At 67.6% G+C, this 19639-nt stretch carries 16 protein-coding genes; 2 read left to right on the forward strand and 14 right to left on the reverse strand.

The window, feature by feature from the left end; translation table 11 throughout:
* Positions 1-6: 6 nt before the first annotated feature.
* From ACSFBF_RS20980 to ACSFBF_RS20995, 4 genes are read right to left on the reverse strand one after another with little or no spacing between them, the layout of a single operon-like run.
* Positions 7-801, reverse strand: coding sequence for an ABC transporter permease (locus ACSFBF_RS20980; RefSeq protein WP_435470324.1), 795 nt, complete (start codon positions 799-801; stop codon positions 7-9).
* Positions 802-817: 16 nt separating this feature from the next.
* The gene (locus ACSFBF_RS20985; protein WP_435470325.1) at positions 818-1696 is read right to left on the reverse strand and encodes an ABC transporter permease; all 879 of its coding nucleotides are present in this window, start codon (positions 1694-1696) and stop codon (positions 818-820) included.
* Positions 1689-2759, reverse strand: coding sequence for an ABC transporter ATP-binding protein (locus ACSFBF_RS20990; protein ID WP_435470327.1), 1071 nt, complete (start codon positions 2757-2759; stop codon positions 1689-1691). Before ACSFBF_RS20990 ends, ACSFBF_RS20985 begins: the two co-directional genes overlap by 8 nt.
* 6 nt (positions 2760-2765) lie before the next feature.
* The gene (locus ACSFBF_RS20995; protein WP_435470329.1) at positions 2766-3830 is read right to left on the reverse strand and encodes an ABC transporter substrate-binding protein; all 1065 of its coding nucleotides are present in this window, start codon (positions 3828-3830) and stop codon (positions 2766-2768) included.
* Positions 3831-4015: 185 nt separating this feature from the next.
* Here ACSFBF_RS20995 and ACSFBF_RS21000 point away from each other — a divergent pair, with 185 nt between their 5' ends.
* A complete protein-coding gene (locus tag ACSFBF_RS21000; RefSeq protein ID WP_435470331.1) occupies positions 4016-4924 on the forward strand; it encodes a LysR substrate-binding domain-containing protein in 909 nt (302 codons plus the stop codon).
* A 16-nt stretch (positions 4925-4940) separates the two neighbouring features.
* Here ACSFBF_RS21000 and ACSFBF_RS21005 read toward each other — a convergent pair whose 3' ends face one another.
* From ACSFBF_RS21005 to ACSFBF_RS21045, 9 genes are all read right to left on the reverse strand, one after another.
* Complete coding sequence (locus tag ACSFBF_RS21005) at positions 4941-6275, reverse strand: amidase (RefSeq protein ID WP_435470333.1); 1335 nt, start codon at positions 6273-6275, stop codon at positions 4941-4943.
* Complete coding sequence (locus tag ACSFBF_RS21010) at positions 6275-7006, reverse strand: DUF2848 domain-containing protein (RefSeq protein WP_435470335.1); 732 nt, start codon at positions 7004-7006, stop codon at positions 6275-6277. Before ACSFBF_RS21010 ends, ACSFBF_RS21005 begins: the two co-directional genes overlap by 1 nt.
* Entirely contained in the window at positions 7006-8331 is a 1326-nt protein-coding gene (locus tag ACSFBF_RS21015; RefSeq protein WP_435470337.1) for an MFS transporter, read from the reverse strand. Before ACSFBF_RS21015 ends, ACSFBF_RS21010 begins: the two co-directional genes overlap by 1 nt.
* Before the next feature lie 37 nt (positions 8332-8368).
* Positions 8369-9061 (reverse strand): hypothetical protein, encoded by a 693-nt coding sequence (locus ACSFBF_RS21020; RefSeq protein WP_435470339.1) that lies wholly within the window; start codon positions 9059-9061, stop codon positions 8369-8371.
* Between the two features lie 144 nt (positions 9062-9205).
* The gene (locus ACSFBF_RS21025) at positions 9206-10123 is read right to left on the reverse strand and encodes a LysR family transcriptional regulator (RefSeq protein WP_435470341.1); all 918 of its coding nucleotides are present in this window, start codon (positions 10121-10123) and stop codon (positions 9206-9208) included.
* Between the two features lie 47 nt (positions 10124-10170).
* The gene (locus ACSFBF_RS21030; protein WP_435470343.1) at positions 10171-10539 is read right to left on the reverse strand and encodes a SnoaL-like domain-containing protein; all 369 of its coding nucleotides are present in this window, start codon (positions 10537-10539) and stop codon (positions 10171-10173) included.
* Between the two features lie 54 nt (positions 10540-10593).
* Positions 10594-10722 carry a hypothetical protein gene (locus tag ACSFBF_RS21035; RefSeq protein WP_435470345.1) on the reverse strand — a complete coding sequence of 43 codons (129 nt, stop codon included), beginning with the start codon at positions 10720-10722 and terminating at the stop codon, positions 10594-10596.
* Positions 10709-11404: a hypothetical protein gene (locus tag ACSFBF_RS21040; RefSeq protein WP_435470347.1), complete on the reverse strand. Its 696-nt coding sequence runs from the start codon at positions 11402-11404 to the stop codon at positions 10709-10711. The genes ACSFBF_RS21035 and ACSFBF_RS21040 overlap by 14 nt, the downstream gene beginning before the upstream one ends.
* A 74-nt stretch (positions 11405-11478) precedes the next feature.
* Positions 11479-17451 carry an alpha-2-macroglobulin family protein gene (locus ACSFBF_RS21045; protein ID WP_435471239.1) on the reverse strand — a complete coding sequence of 1991 codons (5973 nt, stop codon included), beginning with the start codon at positions 17449-17451 and terminating at the stop codon, positions 11479-11481.
* A 265-nt stretch (positions 17452-17716) separates the two neighbouring features.
* On the opposite strand from ACSFBF_RS21045, the gene opgC reads away from it, so the two are divergent.
* On the forward strand, positions 17717-18859 hold the full coding sequence (gene opgC / locus ACSFBF_RS21050; RefSeq protein ID WP_435470349.1) for an OpgC domain-containing protein: 1143 nt from the start codon (positions 17717-17719) through the stop codon (positions 18857-18859).
* Between the two features lie 10 nt (positions 18860-18869).
* Here opgC and ACSFBF_RS21055 read toward each other — a convergent pair whose 3' ends face one another.
* Positions 18870-19628, reverse strand: a complete 759-nt coding sequence (locus tag ACSFBF_RS21055; RefSeq protein ID WP_435471241.1) for an SGNH/GDSL hydrolase family protein — start codon at positions 19626-19628, stop codon at positions 18870-18872.
* Positions 19629-19639 lie beyond the last annotated feature (11 nt).

Raw genomic sequence — 19639 nt, forward strand, 5'->3', positions numbered from 1 at the left:
GCGCGTTCAGCCCTTGCCGATCAGCACGCGGTCGAGGCCGACGAGGCGGTCGAGCAGCACCATCAGCACCACCGTGCCGGCGATGAGCACGGTCGACACCGACGCCACCAGCGGATCGATGGTTTGCGCGATCTGGTTGTACATGGCGACCGGCAGCGTCGTGGTGCCCGGCGTGGCAACGAACACGGTCATGGTGAGCTCGTCGAAGCTCTGGATGAAGGCGAGCATCCAGCCGCCGACCACGCCCGGCAGGATCAGCGGCAGCACGATGCGGCGAAACGCGGTCATGCGGTTCGCGCCGAGCGAGAGCGCGGCCTTCTCGGCATCGCGGTCCAGGCCCGTGGCCGAGGCCAGCACCAGCCGCAGCGCGTAGGGCATCACCACCACCACGTGCGTCAGCGCGAGCCATGCGAACGACCCCGACACGCCCACCGTGGTGAAGAAGCGCAGGAACGCCACACCCAGCACCACGTGCGGAATCATCAGCGGCGACATGAAAAAGGCCGCCAGCACGCCGCGCCCCGGAAAGCGGTAGCGCACCAGCGCAAGCGCGGCCGGCACCGCCAGCACCACGGCGACAGTCGCGCTCGCGAGGCCGAGCCAGAGCGAGAGCCAGAACGCATTGACCAGTTCGGTGGCGCCACCGATGGCGCGGAACCAGCGCAGCGAGAAGCCGTCGGTCGGCAGCGAGATGTAGCCCTTGCCGGTGAACGACACCAGCACCACCACCACCAGCGGCGCCAGGATGAAGGCGATGAAGATCGCGTGGTAGACGAGGGAGAGCAGTCCGTTCTTGCGCATGTCGTGCCTCTTTTTCTCAGCCTTCGAAGACCTGCGCGTAGCGCCGCTCGAGCCAGCGGTTGAAGCCCGCGATGACGATGACGTTGGCGATGAGGAGCAGGATCGCGATCGACGCGCCCAGCGGCCAGTTCAGCGTGCTGAGGAACTCGTCGTACGCGGCCGTCGCCACCACCTTGAGCCGGCGCCCGCCAAGAATGGCCGGCGTGGCGAAGGCCGAGGCCGCCAGCGCGAACACGATGATCCCGCCCGACAGAATGCCCGGCAGGATCTGCGGAAGGATGACCCGGCGAAACACCGTGAAAGGCGCCGCGCCGAAGGAGAGCCCCGCGTTCTCGACCTGCGGATCGAGCTTCTGCAGCGAGGCCCACACCGAGATCACCATGAACGGCATCAGCACGTGCGTGAGCGCGATGACCACCCCGGTCATCGTGAACAGCAGGCGCACCGGTTCGTCTGTGAGGCCGAGCGCCTTCAAGCCCGCATTGATGAGCCCGTTGTTGCCCATGAGGATGGCCCAGCCCAGCGTGCGGACCACGACCGAGACCAGCAGCGGGCCAAGAATGACGATCAGGAAGATGCCCCGCCACGGCGCCTTCATGCGCGACAGGATGATGGTTTCCGGCACGCCGAACAGCACCGACAGCAGCGTGACCGCCAGCGCCAGGCCGGCCGTGCGCAGGAAGATCTCGTAGTAGTACGGGTCCGAGAAAACCTCGAGGTAGTTGCGCGCGGTGAAGTCCGGCAGCACGCCGCGCGTGCCGTCGAACGAGTGGAAAGACAACACCGCGGTGAGCGCGAGCGGAATCACCAGCAGCCCGAGAAACAGCAGCAGCGCAGGCGCGCTGAGGAACCAGGGCGCAGAACCCGCGCGCGGCCCGAAGGTGGCCTCAGCCATGCGCGGCCTCCGTGTCGAGCAGGCGCAGGTCGTCGTCCAGCCAGTGCAGTGCGACGGCTTCGCCTTCGGCCGGCGGCACCGCGCCGATGTTGGGATGGCTCACGCGCATCGGCCCGAGCGCGCTGTCGACCTCGACCAGCCAGTGGTTGCCCAGGAAGAGCCGCGTGCGGATGGTGGCCGGAATGCCGTTCGCGGCTGAGGCCGGCGCAAGCTTTACCTTCTCGGGCCGCACGTAGACGTTGACCTCGCGCGCGAGCGGCTTTTCCTGGTGCGGCACGTGCAGCAGCGAATCGCCGACACGCACTTCGCAGCAGCGCATGTTGCGGGCTTCAACGATGCCCTTCAGCACGTTCGTCTTGCCGAGGAAAGACGAGGCGAACGCGGATTCAGGCCGTTCGTACGCCTCGTACGGCGTGGCGAGCTGCACGATGCGCCCGCCGTGCATGACCGCGATGCGGTCGCTCATGGTCATGGCCTCGACCTGGTCGTGCGTGACGAGGATCGTGGTGATGCCAAGGTGCCGCTGGATGCCGCGCAGCTCGACGTGCATGTCCTCGCGCAGCTTCGCGTCGAGGTTCGACATCGGTTCGTCGAGCAGCAGCACCTCGGGGCGCACCGCCAGCGCACGGGCGATGGCAACGCGTTGCCGCTGGCCGCCCGAGAGTTCCTTCGGGTAGCGCTTGCCCAGGCCCGGCAGCCGCACGAGCTCGAGCGTCTCGTCGATGCGCTTGAGCTTCCCGGCGCCCCGCATGCCGCGCATCTCGAGGCCGAAGCCGATGTTGTCGGCCACGGTCATGTGCGGAAACAGCGCGTAGCTCTGGAACACCACGCCCATGCCGCGCTTCTCCGGCCGCATGGCCGTGATGTCGGCGCCGTTCAGGCGGATGCGCCCGCGCGTCGGCTCGACGAAGCCCGCCACCATCTGCAGGGTGGTGGTCTTGCCGCAGCCCGAGGGGCCGAGCAGCGAGATGAACTCGCCGCGCTCGACGTCCAGGCTCAGGCTCTCCACGGCGCGGAAGTCGCCGAAGGTCTTGCCGAGTTGATCGAGTTGAAGGAAGGTCATGCGTGCTCAGCGTTCGACGGTGCGGTTCCAGCGGTTGGTCCACTCGGCGCGCTTCTCGTTGACCAGCGTCCAGTCGGTGGGCAGCAGTTTGTCCATCTGCTCCTTGCCGTACGGCACCTTGGCCGCCACTGCCGGTGCCAGCTTGGTGGTGGCGTTGGCCGGGCCCCAGCCCTGCGTGTCGGCGAGGATGGCCTGTACTTCAGGCGTGAGCAGGTAGTTGACGAAGGCCTGCGAGAGCGCCGGGGCGGTGTTCTGCGCCACGGGGCAGGCGGCTATCAACAGGGCCGGCGCGCCTTCCTTCGGAATCACGAACTGCACCGGGAAGCCCGTGTCCTTCAGCGCCTGCACGCGGCCGCTGCCCCACACGGCCAGCATGATGTCGTTGTTCTGGAACAGCTCCGTCATCTTGCCCGGCGACGGTTCCCACGCCAGCACGTTCGGCCCGACTTCGCGCGCCATTGCCGTGAAGCCCGGGTCGATGTTCTTGTCGCCGCCCTTGCGCAGCTTGGCGAAGGTCAGCAGCGTCTGAAGCCCGTAGGTGTTGCTGATCGGCGGGATCGCGACCTTCTGCTTGAAGCGCTTGTCGGTGAGCACCTCCCACGAATCCGGCGGGGGCAGGTTCGCCTTCTTGAAGGCTTCGGTGTTGTAGGCGATGCCGGCGGCGACGATGCCGACGCCTACCGCGCTGTCGGTCATGCGTGCGACGGGGTACAGGTCTTTCAGCACCGGCTGGTTACCCAGCTTGTCGCAGAAGCCGAACTGCACGGCCTGGTACATCGGGCCGTCGTCGAGCAGCACGACGTTGAGTTCCTGCTTGCCCTTTTGCGCCTGCAGCTTGGCCAGCGTGTCGGTCGAGTTGCCCGACACGTAGACGATCTTGGCGTTGTGCTTGGCCTCGAACGCGGGGATCAGCTTCTCCTTGAAAGCCTTCTCGGTCGAACCACCGTAGGAGCCGACGTAGAGCGTGGTCGGCTGCTGGGCTGACGCGGTGGTTGCTGCGGTCAGGGCGCAGAGGGCCAGCACGGTGGACAGCGCCGCATTCACGGCCGCGGAAACGGGACGAAGCATCATGGGATTTCCTTTGTTGCGCACCAAAAAGTCCGGGTTTTCCCTATCGTGATGCGCTTCTCTTATGGCGCACCAGAATGGGTTTCGCAGTTCGTTTCACTCGAAGAACGCAGGTTAGCGACGCACTCGACCGCTGAACAATCGTTTTTTTTCGGAAGGCCATAACATTCACGTATGGAGTGCCCGACATGAAGATTCGTCAATTGGAGGCCTTTCGCGCCGTGATGCTGTGGCAAACGGTGACACGCGCGGCCGAGTCGCTGCACGTGTCGCAGCCCGCCGTCACGCGGCTGGTGGCCGACCTGGAGGAAAGCGTGGGCTTCCCTCTCTTCCTGCGCGTGCGGGGGCGCCTGCAACCCACCGCGGAGGCCGAGGCGCTGAATGAAGAAGTCGAGCGCTCGCTGCTCGGCATGGAGCGCATTGCGCGAACCGCCGAGGAGATCCGGTCGCTGCAACGCGGCGCGCTGCGCATTGCCGCTGCGCCGGCACTGGCGCTGTCTTTCCTGCCGCGCGCAATTGCGGGCTTCCTGGCCGAGCACAACGACATCCGGGTGTCGCTCGTCAACCATTCGTCGCGCACGGTGGTGGACTTGGTGGTGGGCGAGCGCTGCGACGTCGGATTCGTCATCCTGCCGGTAAGCCACTCGAGCACGCACGGCGAGCAACTGATCGCGACCCGGATGGTCTGCGTGATGCGCAGCGATCACCGGCTCGCGAAGAAAAAGGTGATTCGCCCTCCGGACCTGGCCGGCGAGCACTTCGTCTCGCATCCGCATGTGATCGAATCGCGGCTGCACGTCGACGCGCTCTTCGCGTCCTACGGCATCGAGCGCAAGCTGCAGGTCGAGACGCAGGTGTCGGCCGGCGTTTGCGCCATGGTGGCCGCCGGCCTCGGCGTGTCGCTGGTGGACCCGATCACCGCGCTGGAGCACGCCGGCCAGGGCCTGAGCTTCCTGCCCTTCGAGCCGGTGATGGTGACGGATTTTTCCGTGCTCACGCCGGTGCGGCGGAGCTCGTCATTGCTGGTGAGCGCCTTCGTCGATCACGTGCGGAAGTTCGCCGTGGCGCAACTCGACCCGAGATTCATCAGCGCCTGACTTTCGCTTCAGGCTTCTACAGCGCAGCCTCCACAGCCAGCGCCACGGCCGCGAGCCGCGCGTCGTCGCCGCGCACTGAGGCCAGCATCAACCCCACCGGCAGTTCACCCGGCGCATGGCACGGCAGGCTGAAGGCGCAGCCGTCGAGCAGGTTGATCGCGAAGGTGTTGCGCAGCAGCAGGCCGTTGGCCCTGAAGAAGGCCGCGTCTTCCGCCAGCGCCGCAATGGGCGGCGCGACGATCGGCACGGTCGGGCACACGAGGGCGTCGAAGCCTTCGATGGCGCGTTCGACGCGGCCGATCCAGTCACGCCGGCGGTCCTGCATGGCGATGTAGTCGGCGGCGCGCACTTCGGTGCCCAGCGCGATGCGGGCGGCCACGCGCGAGTCGAAGCCGCTGCGCTTTGCGGCGAAGCGCTCGCGATGCACCGCCGAGGCCTCGACCGGCGAGAAGCCGCCGGGCGCGTTGACGATTGCGATCTCGGCGAGCTCGGCCAGCGTGATGTCGACGATCTGCGCGCCAGCGGCCGAGAGGGCTTGCAGCGCGCGGTCGAAGGCGTGCGCCACGGCGGGCTCGATGTCGTCGAACATCAGCGTGCGCGGCACGGCAAGGCGCATGCCCTGCAGCGGGCGGCGGCGCACCGTGAGCGGTGCATCGGCAATGGCCGCATCGGCGATCAGGCAGTCTTCCACGCTGCGGGCCATGGCACAGACCGTGTCGAGCGAGCGCGCCAGTTCGAAGGCGCCCGTGCGCGGCACGCGCGACTGCGTGCTCTTGAAGCCCACGAGCCCGCACAGCGCGGCGGGAATGCGGATGGAGCCGCCCGTGTCCGAACCCAGGCCGGCGACGGCGAGGCCGAGTGCCACAGACACCGCGGCGCCTGACGACGAACCGCCCGGAATGCGCGCCGTGGTCGCATCGGCGGGGTTGCGTGGCGTGCCGTAGTGCGGATTGATGCCTACGCCGGAGAACGCGAACTCCGTCATGTTGGTCTTGCCGACGATGGCCGCACCTTGTGTGCGCAGCCGTGTCACCGCGACCGCATCACGTGCAGCCGGCGGTTCGCCCGCGCAGACGGCGGAACCGGCCATGGTGGTTTCGCCGGCCACGTCGTACAGATCCTTGACCGACACGGGCAGGCCGGCGAGCGGACCGAGTTCGATGCCGGCCTTTCGCGCGGCATCGGCATGGCGCGCTGCAGCACGAGCCGCATCGGCGTAGAGCCGCGTGAAGACGTGCTCGGCAGCGGGTTGCGTGGCCGCTTCGAGCACCTGCTCGATCAGCGCCTCGTGCGAAAGCTCGCCGCGCGCGATGCGTTCGCGCAGGGCTGCAATGGTGAAGCCGCTGGCCATCACGCCACCACCGGCAGTGCTTCCACCGCATAGCGATGCACGATGCGGCGCTGCAGCTTCGGGTCGTGCAGTTCGATTTCCATCTGCCCGGCGGGGCGGATGCCTTCGCCCTTCGCGTTGGGCAACGCGCCCAGCGTGCCGCAGGTCATGAACAGGCCTTCGGGCGCGCTGCCGGCGCCGGGCATGCCGTCGCGCAGCGCAGCCAGCGGCCGGATCGATGCGAGCGTGCCGCGCTGGTAGTCCGTCCAGCGGCCGTCCTCGAAGATGCGCGAGCGCAGTTCGAGCGTGTCCTGATGCGCCTGCACGTCGCGCCAGCGCCATGCGGTCTCGGCCACGGGCTTTGCGCACATCTGCTTCGACACGGCAACCGAGTAGCTCTCTACATGCCGGTCGGTGTGGTCCGAGGCCACGCTCAGCCACCACTCGCCCTGCGAGAAGAAGAACACGGGCTCGGCCTCGCCGGAGCTCTGGTCGCCCAGCGCCTCGATGGCCGGCGATTGCGTCAGCAGCTGGGCCGCCACGCGGTAGTACAGCGGCACGCTCGAAGGGCGCGGCACGCCGAGCTCCGCCAGTTCTTCGATGTGGTGCTCGATGGCAGCGATGTCGCGGCCGGTCCAGCCTGCCACCACCAGCGCGCGGGGCGCGATGCTGTGCAGGGCGGTGGAGCGCGTGCCGTCTTCGGAAATGCTCTCGCAGGCGAAGCGCAGGGAATGATGCATGTTCGTCGTCATCAGTTCTCCAGCGGGCGCTTGGCGGTTTCGCGGGCCACCACGAGGGCGATCAGCGTCAGGCCCAGCGCGCCCACCACGTACAGCGACACGGCCACCGTGCTGCCCCAGGACTTGAACAGGCTCGCGATGATCAGCGGCGCAAAGCCACCGCCCACGATGCCAGCCAGCGTGTAGGCCAGCGAGGCGCCCGCATAGCGAACACGGCCGGGGAACTGCTCGGTCACGAAGGCGGCCTGCGGGCCGTACATCATTGCGTGGATCAAAAGGCCCACCACCACCGCCGCGCAGATGGCGACCGGTTGCGCGCTGTCCATCAGCACGAAGAACACGAAGGCCCACACCATGCCCAGCAGCGCGCCGGCAATGTAGACCGGCCGGCGGCCGATGCGGTCAGACAGGCTGCCGAACCACGGCACGGCAATCGCGTTGCAGGCCGCGCCGATCATCGTGGCGGTGAGCGCCAGCGGCCGCGACAGGTGCAGCACCGTCGTCACGTAGGTCAGCGTGAACACCACCACCAGCGCATAGAGCACGTCGGAGCCGATGCGCGAGCCGCCGGCCACCAGCAGGCTGCGCCAGTGCTGCGTGAACACTTCCTTGATGGGGGTCTTGGCGGTGGCCTTCTTTTCTTCCATCTCGCGGAACACGGGAGTCTCGTCCACGCCGCGGCGCAGCCACAGGCCGAACAGCACCAGCGCGACGCTGGAGATCAGCGGCAGGCGCCAGCCCCAGGCCTGGAATTCTTCCGGGCTCAGCCAGGCCGACACGATGGCGATGAAGCCGGTGCCGATCAGCGTGCCGCACGACGGGCCGACCTGCGTGAACGAGGCGTTGCGGCCGCGCTCGTCGGGCTTGCCGTGCTCCATCGACAGCAGCACAGCGCCAGCCCATTCGCCGCCGAGCGCCACGCCCTGTACGAAGCGCAGCGCCACCAGCGCCACCGGTGCCCAGATGCCCCACGTTGCGTAGGTGGGCAGCAGGCCCATCAGGCCCGTGGACACACCCATGATGACCAGCGTGGCCACCAGCACGAAGCGCCGGCCCAGCCGGTCGCCGAGGTGGCCGAACACCACGCCACCCAGCGGCCGCGAGATGTAGCCCACCGCGTAGGTCGAGAACGCGAGGATGGTGCCGGTGAGCGGGTCGAACGACGGGAAGAACACCGCGTTGAAGACCAGCGCGGCCATGATGTTGTAGACGGTGAAGTCGTACCACTCCAGCGTGGTGCCGATGGAGCTGGCCATGGCCAGGCGGCCCATCTTGGCGGACCCCGGCGCGGGCGGCGTGGCTGCGGTAGCCGCAGCGGGGAGAACATGTTCGGTCATTGGAATACCTTTGTTCAGGGAAGAGATGGAAATCGGGTCAGCCCAGCTCGGCCGCGCTCAGCTTCCAGCCGAGTGCGAGCAGCCAGCCGGTGGCGGGGTCGGCATCGAAGGCTGCGGCGGCTGTGGCACGCGTGGTGCGCGCGGCGTCAGCGCTGCTGGTTTCGATCACCAGCATCGGCTGCAGCACGCGGCCTTCGGTGGATTCGCGCGGCAGCGGCGTGCTCAGCGCGGTGTCGGGTACGAGCAGGTACGACTGCACGAAGCCTGCCTGCTCTTTCTTCAGCTGAAGGCCGATGCGGGCGGCGCTCGCCACCTGTGCTTCTTCAGCATCGGCGGCTACAGGCAGGGGCAGCACGACCACGTGGCTGCCGCTGCCGAAGCCCGTGACGGCGCGCACGGCGCAAACGCGGCGAACCGGCTGGCGCATGCGGTCGAGGTTGGCGATGGACCACGGCGTCTGCTTCTCGAAAGCGGCGCGGTAGCCTGGCGAGTCGAACACCGCCAGCGATTCGGTGCGGTACAGCCCGAGGTACTTGCGGCCGCCTTCGAGCGAGAAGTAGCGCGCGCCCGAGAGAAAGCCGGGGATGCGCACGCGCTCTTCCACGTGCTCCTGGTCGTACCAGCGGTTGAAGTCGGCGTCGTCGGCCGGCTCGACATCGGACGCGACGAACAGCAGGCCGTTCGGGTTCGCTGCTGTTGCTGCAGAGGAAGAAGAGTCAGGTGTGTTCATGGCGGCGGAAGAGGAGGCGGGCCTTCGAAAAATGAAGGCGCGATCTTCCGTCGCGGGGTCGAACTGTCACAAACGAGTTTTTCTGGGCTACAGCCACAAGAATTACTGGCCCCTTTTCGGGGCTGAAATGCGCTGTTTTGAGGGTTAACCCTCTGCCGATGCGCTCCAGGTTGGTGCGATCGCCGACGTGGTGAACTGGTCGGAAGCCCGGCAAGCCAGCTCGGCCACGAGCCGGATGGCGTCGGAGTCTGCGGCTTCGAGATGGCTCACCACGATGCGCTGAGGCGAGATGAGCGCATCGCACTCGATGATCCGCACGTCGCCGATGGCCACGTATTCATAACAGGGCGGCAGCGGCACCAGCGCGTTGCCGAAGCCCGCCTTCACCAGCCGCGCCAGCGCCGAGATCGAGCTCACGCAGTGCACCTTGCCCAGCGGAATGCCTGCCGCGCGGAACAGGTTCTTCAGCGCCTCGTGCGGCTGCGAGCCGGGGCTCATCGTGAGCACGGGCTGGCGCAGCAGCTGCTCGACGGTCTGCGTGGGCTCGGCGCCCGGCGGCCCGACCCAGCCCATGGGCATCGGCAGGCAGGGCGTGCTCACGATGCCCGCGCCGGCGATGTGGTCGGTCTGCAGCGCGATGTCGAGCGCGCCCTCGCGCAGGCCGCGGTGCAGCGCCAGCGTGGTCTCGGAGGTCAGCTGCACCTCGATGCCCGGGTAGGTGGAGCGCAGGTTGGTGAGAAAGCCCAGCAGCCAGGTGTGGACGACGGTCTCGATGGCGCCGATGCGCACCAGGCCAAGGATGTCGCCGCGCGGACGGCCGAGCGAGACGATCTCGCGGCGCAACTCGAGCAGCCGCTCGCCGTAGTCCATCAGCCGCACACCCACCGGCGTGAGCCGCAGTTCGCGCGCGTCGCGCTCGAACAGGCGCGCGCCGATGTCTTCTTCGAGGGAGGCGACGCGGTTGGACACCGCCGCCTGCGTGATGTGGAGCCGGTCGCTCGCCGCGCGGAAGCTGCCGAGCCGCGCGGCCCAGAGAAAGGCTTCTACAAATCGTGTGTTCATGAGGGCACCTGCGGGCATTTTGCCGGTGTTCGTGCCCCCGGGGCGCCTCAGCCACCCATCGAATAGAAGAACTCTTCGCGCACGATGGCCCCGTCCTTCACGGTGTAGAGGCCCGCTTCTTCCATCTTGAAGCGCTGGCCTGTGGGCTTCATGGTCACGTCGAAATCGAAGCCGACGATGAAGCGGTCGTCATGCGGCCAGGGGCCGGTGATCTTGAACGAATGCACTTCGTGGTTGTCGCTCCACCACTTGCCCTTGGCCTCGATGGCCGCCAGGCCGACGGCCTCGCGTTGCTGGCCGGGCGGGGCGCCTGCCTCGACGCTCACCGCGTCATCGGCGTAGAGCGATTTCGCGTCCTGGAACTTTCCTTCTCTGCATAGCGCGACGAGCTTGTTCGCGATTTCCAGCGTGGTCATAGTTGTCTCCTGAGGAAGGGGTGGGTGGGAAGGCAGTTTAGGCCGATGGGTGCGTCAGCGGGCGTTCAACACTGCCTGTGTCGCGGTCAGCCGGGGTTCAGCGAACGCATGCGCGCGCACGAGGTGGTAGGCCTCTTCCTCGTGGTCCGACTTGCCGTAGGTGACGGCCTCAGCAAAAAACAATCGCCGTCTTGTGCGCAATGCTCAGCCGAGCAGATTCATACAGCAGCAGCCACGACACGTATTCCCGGTACAGGCCGCCGTCTTCCTCGATCAGCGCGTCGATGCGTTCCGCTTCCTCGTCCGAGAGCTTGCCGTTGTCGAGGTGGATGCCCAGAGCCGGGGCCACGAACACGAGTTCTTCGAGCAGGCGGTAGGACGAGCCGAGCATGCCGCCGGGGAGGCCGACTTCCCCTTCTTCATCTTCCTCCTCGTCTTCATCGTCCTCGTCATCCTCCTCGCAGCTATCCCCATCGAACAGCACGTCCTTGAAATCGATGGGAACGTAGAAGCCTTCCGCATCCGAGTGGCACAGCAAATGGCTTGCCGAGCCGTCGAGCAGAGCCTGGATCTTCGGGTCCGCCGTGGGGTCGATGTCGTCCGGCAGCGGCGTGGCCACCCAGTCGGGTGCAAGCAGGCGATGGGCGTAGGCGCGGCGCAGGTAGTGGATGAAGGAGTACGGAAAACCGTCGATCGACGCGCGCGAGTCGAGCTCCATCGGCTCGCGCGGCTCCGTGTGCTGGGGAAGCCCAGCGGCGGCCAGCACGCGGTTGACTTCGGCCAGTTCCTCCTCGAAGCCCTCGGCGCTTTCGGGATCGTCCTCGAGCAATTTGGCGAGCATGCCGACGCAGACAGCCAGACCCATGATCTTTTCCTCCAGGTTGTTGGTTCGCCGCGATGGTGACGACCGCCGGTGAAGAAGCGATGACCGCTAAATTGTTACTTCGCCGCCTCCACCTTCACCCGCGCATTCGGCGCCTCGCCGAACATCTCCGGCGCGTACATCGCCTCGACGCGGCTTGGCGGCAACGCGAAGTCGCCGACGTTGTTCAGGCGCACGGTGTATTCCATCTTCACCACGCCCTTGGGCAGGTACTCGTAGTAGCTGCGGAAGGCCTCGAAGCTGCGTTCCTCGAAGGCCGCCCAGCCGGCGCCCGACTTCTTCTCGCCCTGGGTGGCGATCTGCGAGTCGCGGCCGAGGCCGCCGCCGAGGATGGTGGCGCCACCGGGAATCGGGTCGCTGATGACGACCCAGGTCATGTCGGCGCTGGCGTTCACCTCCAGAGTCACGCGCAGCACGTCGCCGCGCGTGTACTTGCCGGCGGTGGCCTGCTCGACCGGCGTGATGGTCTTCTTGATGGCGTAGCCGGCCGCGAACGGCGCCTTCAGCTGCACGGCGGCAATCGACTGCAGCGTGAGCCACGGCTTGCCGGTGCCTTGCTGCGTTACCAGCAGCGTGTCGCGCACAGGGGCACCCGACGGCGATGCAGCCCACGGCAGGAACATCGTGTTGTTCTTCAGGTTGCCCGGCGATGCGGGCGCGCCGAAGAAGGTGGTCTGGTTCGGTGCGCCGGCCGGGTCGCTGGTCTTCACGCGTTCGACCTGGCTCCAGTTGACCTGAGCCTTCACTGCGCCGAGCGTGGCAGCCGTGACGCCGGCCACCGGTGTGCTTTCGAACACCTTGCTGAATTTCTCCAGCGCCAGTCCGCCCCACAGGTTGGCGGTGGTGGTGTGCCATGCGCCGTTCTGCTGGCGGCCGATGAAGCCGTTGGCGAGCTTGCCGATGTCGTCCTTCCAGCTCGGGTCGTCCATCACGCTGAGCAGCAGGCGGGCGGTGTTGACGTCGCCGTTCGTCATCAGCCACCACCAGTAGTCGTCCTGCTCGGTGCTGAAGATCAGCTTGGTGCCCTGGTATGAGAGGCGCGCCTTCAGCACGTTGTTGGCTTCGTCCAGGCGCTGCTGGCGCTGCGGCACGTCGTTCACGCGCTTGAGGATGTTGAGCCAGTCGATCACCGCGCTGGTGGGCCACTGGTTCGGCGCGATGGTGATGCTGCCGAGCATGCTGCCCTTGGCCTTGCCGTAGCGCGAGAGCGCTTCGAGCGCGGCGAGCTTGCGCACGTCGAGGTCCTTGCGCGGGCTCCAGAACTCGCGCGTGATGCGGCCTTCGACGAAGGCGATCAGGCCCGATTCCATCGGCGCGCGCACGTCGTCGGCGAGCGCGAAGGCGGGGTTGAGCTGGGCGGCCTCGTTGGTTGCCGCGAGCAGGTACGAGGTGAGGATGTCGCTGCCGCGATTGGCCTCGCCGTCGCGCGGCGGGAAGTAGTTGGCCAGGCCGTCGCTGTCGAGGTAGGTCGGCAGCTGGGCCAGCACGCCCTGCCACATCTTCGCGTCGCGCAGGCCGACCGACTTGCTGGTCTTCTGTTCGAGGCAGATGAAGGGGTAGTTCGCGAACCAGTCCCGCACGCCTGGCAGGCCTTCGGCCAGCTTGGGCTGCAGAGACAGCTTGAGGCCGCCGCGGCCGGGGAGGGCGTCGGCGGGCGGTGCCACGTCGAGCGTGAACGGCCCATCGACCTGCACCAGCGTGGCCTGCTGCACTGTGAGCGGCACCGAAGGCACGATGCGCTGGCGCACCTTGAGCGCGTCGCGCGCGCCGCCGATGGTGTCCTTGGCTTCGATTTCCCACAGGATGGCTTCGGCGCGCGTCTGCGCGAGCTGCGCGGGGGCGGTCACGGTCCATGCAACTTCGCGTGCCTCGCCGGCCGGGATTTCCACGGTCTGCGGCTCCAGCGTGAGCAGGGTGGCGCGCGGCGTGGCCTCGACCTTCATCGGCTTCTGCGTGGTGTTGCGCAGCGTGATCTGCGCGCGGAACTGGTCGTCCTCGCGCACCAGCGGCGGCAGGCCGCTGATGATCTGCAGGTCTTGCGTGGCCTGGATGCTGGCCTGGCCGGTGCCGAACAGGTTGGTGCCCGAATCGGCCACGGCCACGATCTTGAAGGTGGTGAGCGCGTCGTTCAGTGGCACCGTCACCACGGCCTGGCCGTTGGCATCGAGCACCACCTTCGGGTTCCACACCAGCAGGGTGTCGAGCAACTCGCGCGTCTGGCCCTTGCCGCCGCCGCCGCCCGCGGGCACGGCCTTGCGCCCGTAGTGGCGCCGGCCGACGATTTCCATCTGCGCGGTGGAGGTGCTCACGCCCCAGCTGCGCCGCTGCAGCATGGCGTTCAGCAGGTTCCAGCTGTCGTTGGGCATCAGCTCCAGCAGGGCCTGGTCGACCGCGGCCAGCGCTACTTCGGCGCCTGCGGCCGGCTTGCCGTCGGGCAGCTTGGCGCTGATGGTGACCTGCGCCTTGCTGCGGATCGGGTAGCTGGGCTTGTCGCTGGTGACGGTCACGTCGAGCTGGTGGGCGCGCGTGCCGACGCGAATCTCGGCCATGCCGAGGCGGTAGGCGGGCTTGCTCAGGTCGACCATGGCGGTCGGCGCCACGTATTCCTTGCCTTCGTACCAGAAGGCCGTCCACCACTCGCGCGGCGACTTGAAGCCCCAGGTGAAGAAGCTGTACCACGGCACTTCGCGCAGGCGGCCGCGCAGGGCGAGCACGCTCACGTAGGCGTTGGGGCCCCACTCGGGCTTGACCTGCAGGGTGACGGTCGGGTCCTTGCCGTCGAGCTGCACCACATGCGTCTCGATGATGCCTTCGCGTTCCACCGCGACCAGTGCGGTGGCAAAGCGGAATGGGCTGCGCACCTGGAACTTGGCGACTTCGCCGGGCTGGTAGCTCTTCTTCTCGGGCAGCACGTCGATGCGGTCGTTGTCTTCGCCGCCGAACCAGAGCTCGCCCTGCTTCGTCACATAGACCGAGCTCACGGCCTTGGCGTCGCGGCCTTCGCTGTCGGTGGCGCTGGCGATGAGTTCGACCTCGCCGGCTTCCTTCAGCTCCGATTCGCACAACAGCAGGCCGCGCGCGTCGCTCTTGCCGCTGCAGACGGTGCCGATGTCTTTTGTCTCGGTCTTGTTGTCGTAGGTGTAGAAGCCACCCACCATGCGCTTGCGGCTGGTGGTGGTGATGCGCGCCACGGCGCGCACGTTGAGCGTTACGCCGGCCTGGGGCTTGCCCGTGAGGTCGAGCGCGAGCGCCTGGAACTTCAGCTTCTGGGCGGTGGAAACCCAGCCTTCGGTCTTGATGCCGGCGATGACGGATGCAGGCCACAGCGTCTGCGTGCTGCGGATGGTCTGCACCTCGCCGTTCGGGTCGGCGTAGGTGGCTTCGAGCAGCAGCTCGCGCGCGGCCTTGACCTTGGGCACCTTGTCGATCGTGACCTTGCCGCCGCCGTCCTTGTTCAGCGTGAGCGGCAGCTTGTCCGCGATCACGCGGGTGTCGTTCACGCTGTTGAGGTCTTCCTCTCCGGCGTTCGTGTCCGCGGCCGGTGTGGCGGCCTCGGTGCCGTCGCCCTGCGTGGCGCGCGGCGGGTTGAAGCTGAAGGCGTCGTAGTCGGAGAAGCTCAGGGCCTTGCCGCGCACCATGGCCGACACGCGCACCGGCAGGTTGGCTGCGCCGCCACCGGCCACGTAGTTGATCTGCACGTCGGTGGGCACGCTCGTTGCGGCCACCAGCGGCTTCTTCTCGGTGGGCGAGATGCGGCCTTCGAGCACGGGCAGGCGGAATTCCTCGACGCGGAACATGCCGGTGCTGAAGCTGCGGGCGTAGTCTTCGTCGCCGTCGGACTCGCCTTCTCCGTTGGCGTCCTTGCCCTTGCCGGTGCGCAGCATCACCTCATACACGCCGAGCTTGGCCGCGGGCGGAATGGGGAATGTGTTCTCCGCGCTCAGGCCGCCGGTGGCCGTCTTGCGCCAGTTCAGCGGCTGGGTGAAGCGCTGGCCGCTGCCCGTGTGGGTGATGACGAGGGTGTCGGGCCGGTTCTCCGGCAGGCCGAAGCCCTTGTTGGTCTGCGTGCGGATCAGGCTCTTCATCGACACCGTTTCGCCGGCGCGCAGCAGCGTGCGGTCGAAGATGGTGTGGGCGATGCGGTCGGGTTCGGCCTGCATGTTGGTCGGCACGTTGAAGCGCCAGGGCTCGATGCCGCGCTGCCAATCGCTCCAGGTGAAGGCGAGGTCTTCCACGCCCTTGTCGTCCTTGGCGCGGGCGCTGACGAACCAGGCGCCTTGCTCGTATTCGTTCGGGCCGTTGCACGACGGCGGCTGCGGCGACACGCCATTGAGCATGACGATGCCGTTGGCGTCGGTGGTGCCGCTGGCCACGGCCTTGCCGTCGCAGCCGGACACGCGCACTTCGGCGCCGGCCACGACCTTGCCCTTGTCGAGCGTGGTCACCCAGGCCATCGAGTTCTCGCGGCCCAGCTTGAAGTGCACCGCGAGGTTGGTGGCCAGCGCGGTGGTGCGCACGTACATCGTGCGGCCGGCGTTGTAGCGCTCGTCGAGCAGCGCTTCGCCGAGTTTCTGCGAGGCGATTTCAAGCACGTGGAAGCCGGGAGTCAGCGGAATGCCGATGACTTCGAAGGGGCGCGGATCGCCCGCGTCCGACTTGGGCATGTCGAGCGCCTTCACGCCCGACTGGCCCGCCAGCAGCGACAGCATGCGCGTTTGCAGGCTGGTGCGGTCGTCCTTGTCGATGACCGGAGGCAGCGGGCCCTTCACGTCCTTGCGGGCCTGTTCGCGCGAGATGGTGAAGCTGTCGTAGCGGCGCACCTTGCGGAACCACGCGATGATTTCCGCGTCGGTCTTCGGGTTCATGTCGCTCACCTTGCCGGGCGTGAGGGCGTTCACCAACAGCTTTGGCTCCACGCGGCGCACGGTGACCGGCATCATGGCCGGGGTGTCGGGCTCGGCCAGTCGCTCGACCACGCCGAAGGGCGAGGCGGCGAACTTGGCGAGCGGCGGCATCATGCCGGTCGCCACCTTCAGCGGGAAGGTGCCGGGCGAGGCCAGCGGGCGGCCCGAGGCGTCCTCGAACTTCGAGGGCAGCTCGATGCTGTATTGCGCGCTCTCGGCCAGCGGCGGCTCGAAGCTCACGCCATTGACCACGTCATCGTCGCTCTGCGTGCCGCCCTCGTTCTCGAGCTTGGCCTTGATGGTCTTGTCGCCCTTGAGCTGGATCTGCGCGGCCAGCTTGCGCGTGACCGGTGCATTGAACGTCAGCTGCATCGGGCGCAGCGGCAGGCAGGCAGCCTGCGCGTTCTCGCGCTCGCAGGTGAACGACACAGCGAAGGGCTCGCGCACCTGGAAGTCGAGGCGGCGCTCCACGTTGTTGGGCACGCCCGAGGGCGTGGCCACGCCCTTGCCGTAGACGATCTGCACCTTGGCGCCGGGCGTCAGCGTGCGGTTGCACTGCATCGTGACGAAGCGCAGCGGGTCTTTCTCGGCGGCCTTGTCGCGGCCGAAGGCCTTGAGCAGGCCGGTGCGCTGCTCGCCGTCGAGCAGCTTGACGGGAATGCGCTCGCCCACGCCGTCGGCCGCGCACCAGATGTTCTGGCGCACGCTGTCGAGCGTGGCCGCGCCGTTGAGCTCGAGCACGAACATCTGCTGTTCGTCGATGCGGGCGTAGCTGCCCGGCATGTAGTTGCGCACGAAGGGGCCGCCGGTGTTGAACTGGTAGCGCTCGGGGCCGGTCAGCTCGCCGCTGGCGGGCTTGAAGGTGGGGATGCGGGTGACCGTGCAGCGCACGCCGGGCGGCAGGTCGTTCTCGAAGTCGTAGACCCAGGCCTTGGCGTCGGTCCAGCGGCCTGTGCCCTTGGCGGCTTGCGCGTCGGTGCAGCTCACCGTGAGCGGGGCTGGGGCCTTGGGGTCGCCGAAGTTGACGGCGGCCTGGTCGAACTTGGCGACGACCTGCCGTACGCGCGCGACCTCGCCCTGGGGCGTGAGGCTGGTGATCTGGAGGGCAAAGCCCGGGCCGGCCATGAGGGCGCCACCGGCCAGGAGCAATGTTGGAAGGAAACGGTTCACTTTTTTGTATCTCCACCTTGAGGCAGCGCGCAGCGTAGCCGATTTGCGCGACGCTTCGGCAGTGCCAACGGTCATAGGCCGTCGGCGCTGTTCGGGGCGCGCCCACGCCGACGGTGTCATTCGCACGCGCCCCAAAAACGTCTTTACACCGGCCTTCTTACAATCAGCCGCTGTCGTGCGTGCGCCGCGCAGACCGCCACCAAGACCTCGCCGCCGACCGATGAAACGCTACTGGGAAATAGACGCCTTGCGCGGGCTGATGCTCGTGCTGATGACCGTCACCCACCTTCCCACCCGGCTGACCGATCCGCTGGGCCAGCCCTTTGGTTTCGTTTCTGCCGCCGAGGGCTTCGTGCTGCTGTCGGCCTTCGTGGCCGGACTGGTGTACAGCCGCATCGGCTACCTGCGCGGGGTCGATTCGATGCGCCAGGCCTTCTGGCGGCGCGTGCTGAAGGTCTACCTGTGCCAGGCGGCGATTTTGCTGTTCCTGTTCACGGTGATCGCGGCGCTGGGGCTGCACATCGACCAGCCGGCCGTGAAGAACCTGGTGTCGTACTACCTGGCGGAGCCGCGCGAGGGCTTTCTGTTCGGGCTGCTGCTCATCTACGAGCCGGCGCTGCTCGACATCCTGCCGATGTACATCTTTTTCATGCTCCTGAGCCCCTGGGTGCTGGCCTTCGCCATGCGCCACGGCTGGACCTGGGTGATGGTGGCGAGCGCGACCGTGTGGGCGGCTGCGCAGTTCGGGCTCAGCGAATGGGTCTACGGGCTGGCTGAACGCTACCTGGGCGTGCCAGTGCCATTCCACGAGATGGGCGCGTTCAACACCTACGCCTGGCAGTTCCTGTGGTTCGCGGGGCTGTGCATCGGCGCCACCCGCAATGGGCCGGAAGCCCGGCCGCTGCGCTTTCCGGTGTGGCTGCTGGTGTTGGCGGCGGGCATCGCGCTGTACGGTGTCTACTGGCGCCACACCGGCATCAACGGGCAGGCGCCGTTCGGCGGCGATGTCGAGCTGAATCTGCTGTTCGACAAGTGGCAGCTCGGGCCGCTGCGGTTGGTGAACCTGGTGGCGCTGGGCATTTTGGCGGTGCGCTTCGGCCCTTGGCTGATGCGTCGGATTCCGCGGCTGCACTGGCTGGAGGCGATGGGCTCGGCCTCGCTGCCGGTGTTCTGCGCGCACCTGGTGGCGGTGCTGCTGGTGCTGGCCTTTTACGGCGACAGCCAGACGGCGCGGCCATGGTGGGGCGACGGCCTGCTTTTGCTGGCGGTGTTCTCGGGGATGTATTTCGTGGCGCGATTCACGCGTGGGGCGGACGTGCCGCCGCCGGCGGACGACGTGCCGTCGGAGCCCGCGCCGGCTTGAGCACCGAGGTTCAGGGCAGGCTGGCCGTCGGCGCTGCTGGCGGAACGGGCAGGTGCGGCGCGATCACCGAGTGCCACAGGCGATAGCCCTCGTCCGTCATGTGCAGCCGGTCGCCGCGGAACAGCTCCATGCGCGGGCGGCCGTCCGCGCCGAGCATCGGCGTGTAGATGTCGATGAACTCGCTGTTGGGTAGCAGGTTCAGGTAGGCCGAGATCACGTGGTTGGTCTCGCGGATCTGCGGCATCAGCTGCTCGCGCGAAGGGCTGGGCTTGACCGAGATGAAGCTGATGCGCGCATCCGGCAACTCGGCGCGCACCGTGTTGGCAAAGCGCGCGAAGCTGTCGAGCACCTGCAGCGGCGTGCGGCCCTCGGCCAGGTCGTTGTCGCCGGCATAGACCATTACTTGCCGGGGCTTGTAGCGCACCACGAGGTCGCGCGCGAAGAGGCTGCAGTCTTGCAGCGTCGAGCCGCCGAAGCCGCGATTGATCACGCCGCCGGGCACGCGTGCGAAATCTTGCTGCAGGCGGGTCCACATGCGCACCGTGGAGCTGCCGACGAACACCACGCCGCCGGGCGCTGGAAAGCGTTCCTGGTCGGCGCGCGCGAAGGCCGCGAGCTCGTTGTGCCAGCGGTCCTTGGCGGCCAGGTAGTCGCGGGCGGTCGCGGCCTCGGCGGCGGCCGTCTCGGATTCCTGGGGGAAGAAGGCGGACTGGGCATGCGCTGTGAGCGCTGCGGCAAGCAAGGCGACCGCGGCCAGCGCGGTTTTCATCGAAGGCATCG

It is taken from the genome of Variovorax nivicola (assembly GCF_051216475.1).
In the GTDB taxonomy this organism is placed as follows: Bacteria; Pseudomonadota; Gammaproteobacteria; order Burkholderiales; family Burkholderiaceae_C; genus Variovorax.

Excerpts from the sequence above, each read along its gene's own strand:
- ACSFBF_RS20980 (WP_435470324.1), bottom strand. The coding sequence starts at position 801 with ATGCGCAAGAACGGACTGCTCTCCCTCGTCTACCACGCGATCTTCATC.
- ACSFBF_RS20985 (WP_435470325.1), bottom strand. The coding sequence starts at position 1,696 with ATGGCTGAGGCCACCTTCGGGCCGCGCGCGGGTTCTGCGCCCTGGTTC.
- ACSFBF_RS20990 (WP_435470327.1), bottom strand. The coding sequence starts at position 2,759 with ATGACCTTCCTTCAACTCGATCAACTCGGCAAGACCTTCGGCGACTTC.
- ACSFBF_RS20995 (WP_435470329.1), bottom strand. The coding sequence starts at position 3,830 with ATGATGCTTCGTCCCGTTTCCGCGGCCGTGAATGCGGCGCTGTCCACC.
- ACSFBF_RS21000 (WP_435470331.1), top strand. The coding sequence starts at position 4,016 with ATGAAGATTCGTCAATTGGAGGCCTTTCGCGCCGTGATGCTGTGGCAA.
- ACSFBF_RS21005 (WP_435470333.1), bottom strand. The coding sequence starts at position 6,275 with ATGGCCAGCGGCTTCACCATTGCAGCCCTGCGCGAACGCATCGCGCGC.
- ACSFBF_RS21010 (WP_435470335.1), bottom strand. The coding sequence starts at position 7,006 with ATGACGACGAACATGCATCATTCCCTGCGCTTCGCCTGCGAGAGCATT.
- ACSFBF_RS21015 (WP_435470337.1), bottom strand. The coding sequence starts at position 8,331 with ATGACCGAACATGTTCTCCCCGCTGCGGCTACCGCAGCCACGCCGCCC.
- ACSFBF_RS21020 (WP_435470339.1), bottom strand. The coding sequence starts at position 9,061 with ATGAACACACCTGACTCTTCTTCCTCTGCAGCAACAGCAGCGAACCCG.
- ACSFBF_RS21025 (WP_435470341.1), bottom strand. The coding sequence starts at position 10,123 with ATGAACACACGATTTGTAGAAGCCTTTCTCTGGGCCGCGCGGCTCGGC.
- ACSFBF_RS21030 (WP_435470343.1), bottom strand. The coding sequence starts at position 10,539 with ATGACCACGCTGGAAATCGCGAACAAGCTCGTCGCGCTATGCAGAGAA.
- ACSFBF_RS21040 (WP_435470347.1), bottom strand. The coding sequence starts at position 11,404 with ATGGGTCTGGCTGTCTGCGTCGGCATGCTCGCCAAATTGCTCGAGGAC.
- ACSFBF_RS21045 (WP_435471239.1), bottom strand. The coding sequence starts at position 17,451 with ATGGCCGGCCCGGGCTTTGCCCTCCAGATCACCAGCCTCACGCCCCAG.
- opgC (WP_435470349.1), top strand. The coding sequence starts at position 17,717 with ATGAAACGCTACTGGGAAATAGACGCCTTGCGCGGGCTGATGCTCGTG.
- ACSFBF_RS21055 (WP_435471241.1), bottom strand. The coding sequence starts at position 19,628 with ATGAAAACCGCGCTGGCCGCGGTCGCCTTGCTTGCCGCAGCGCTCACA.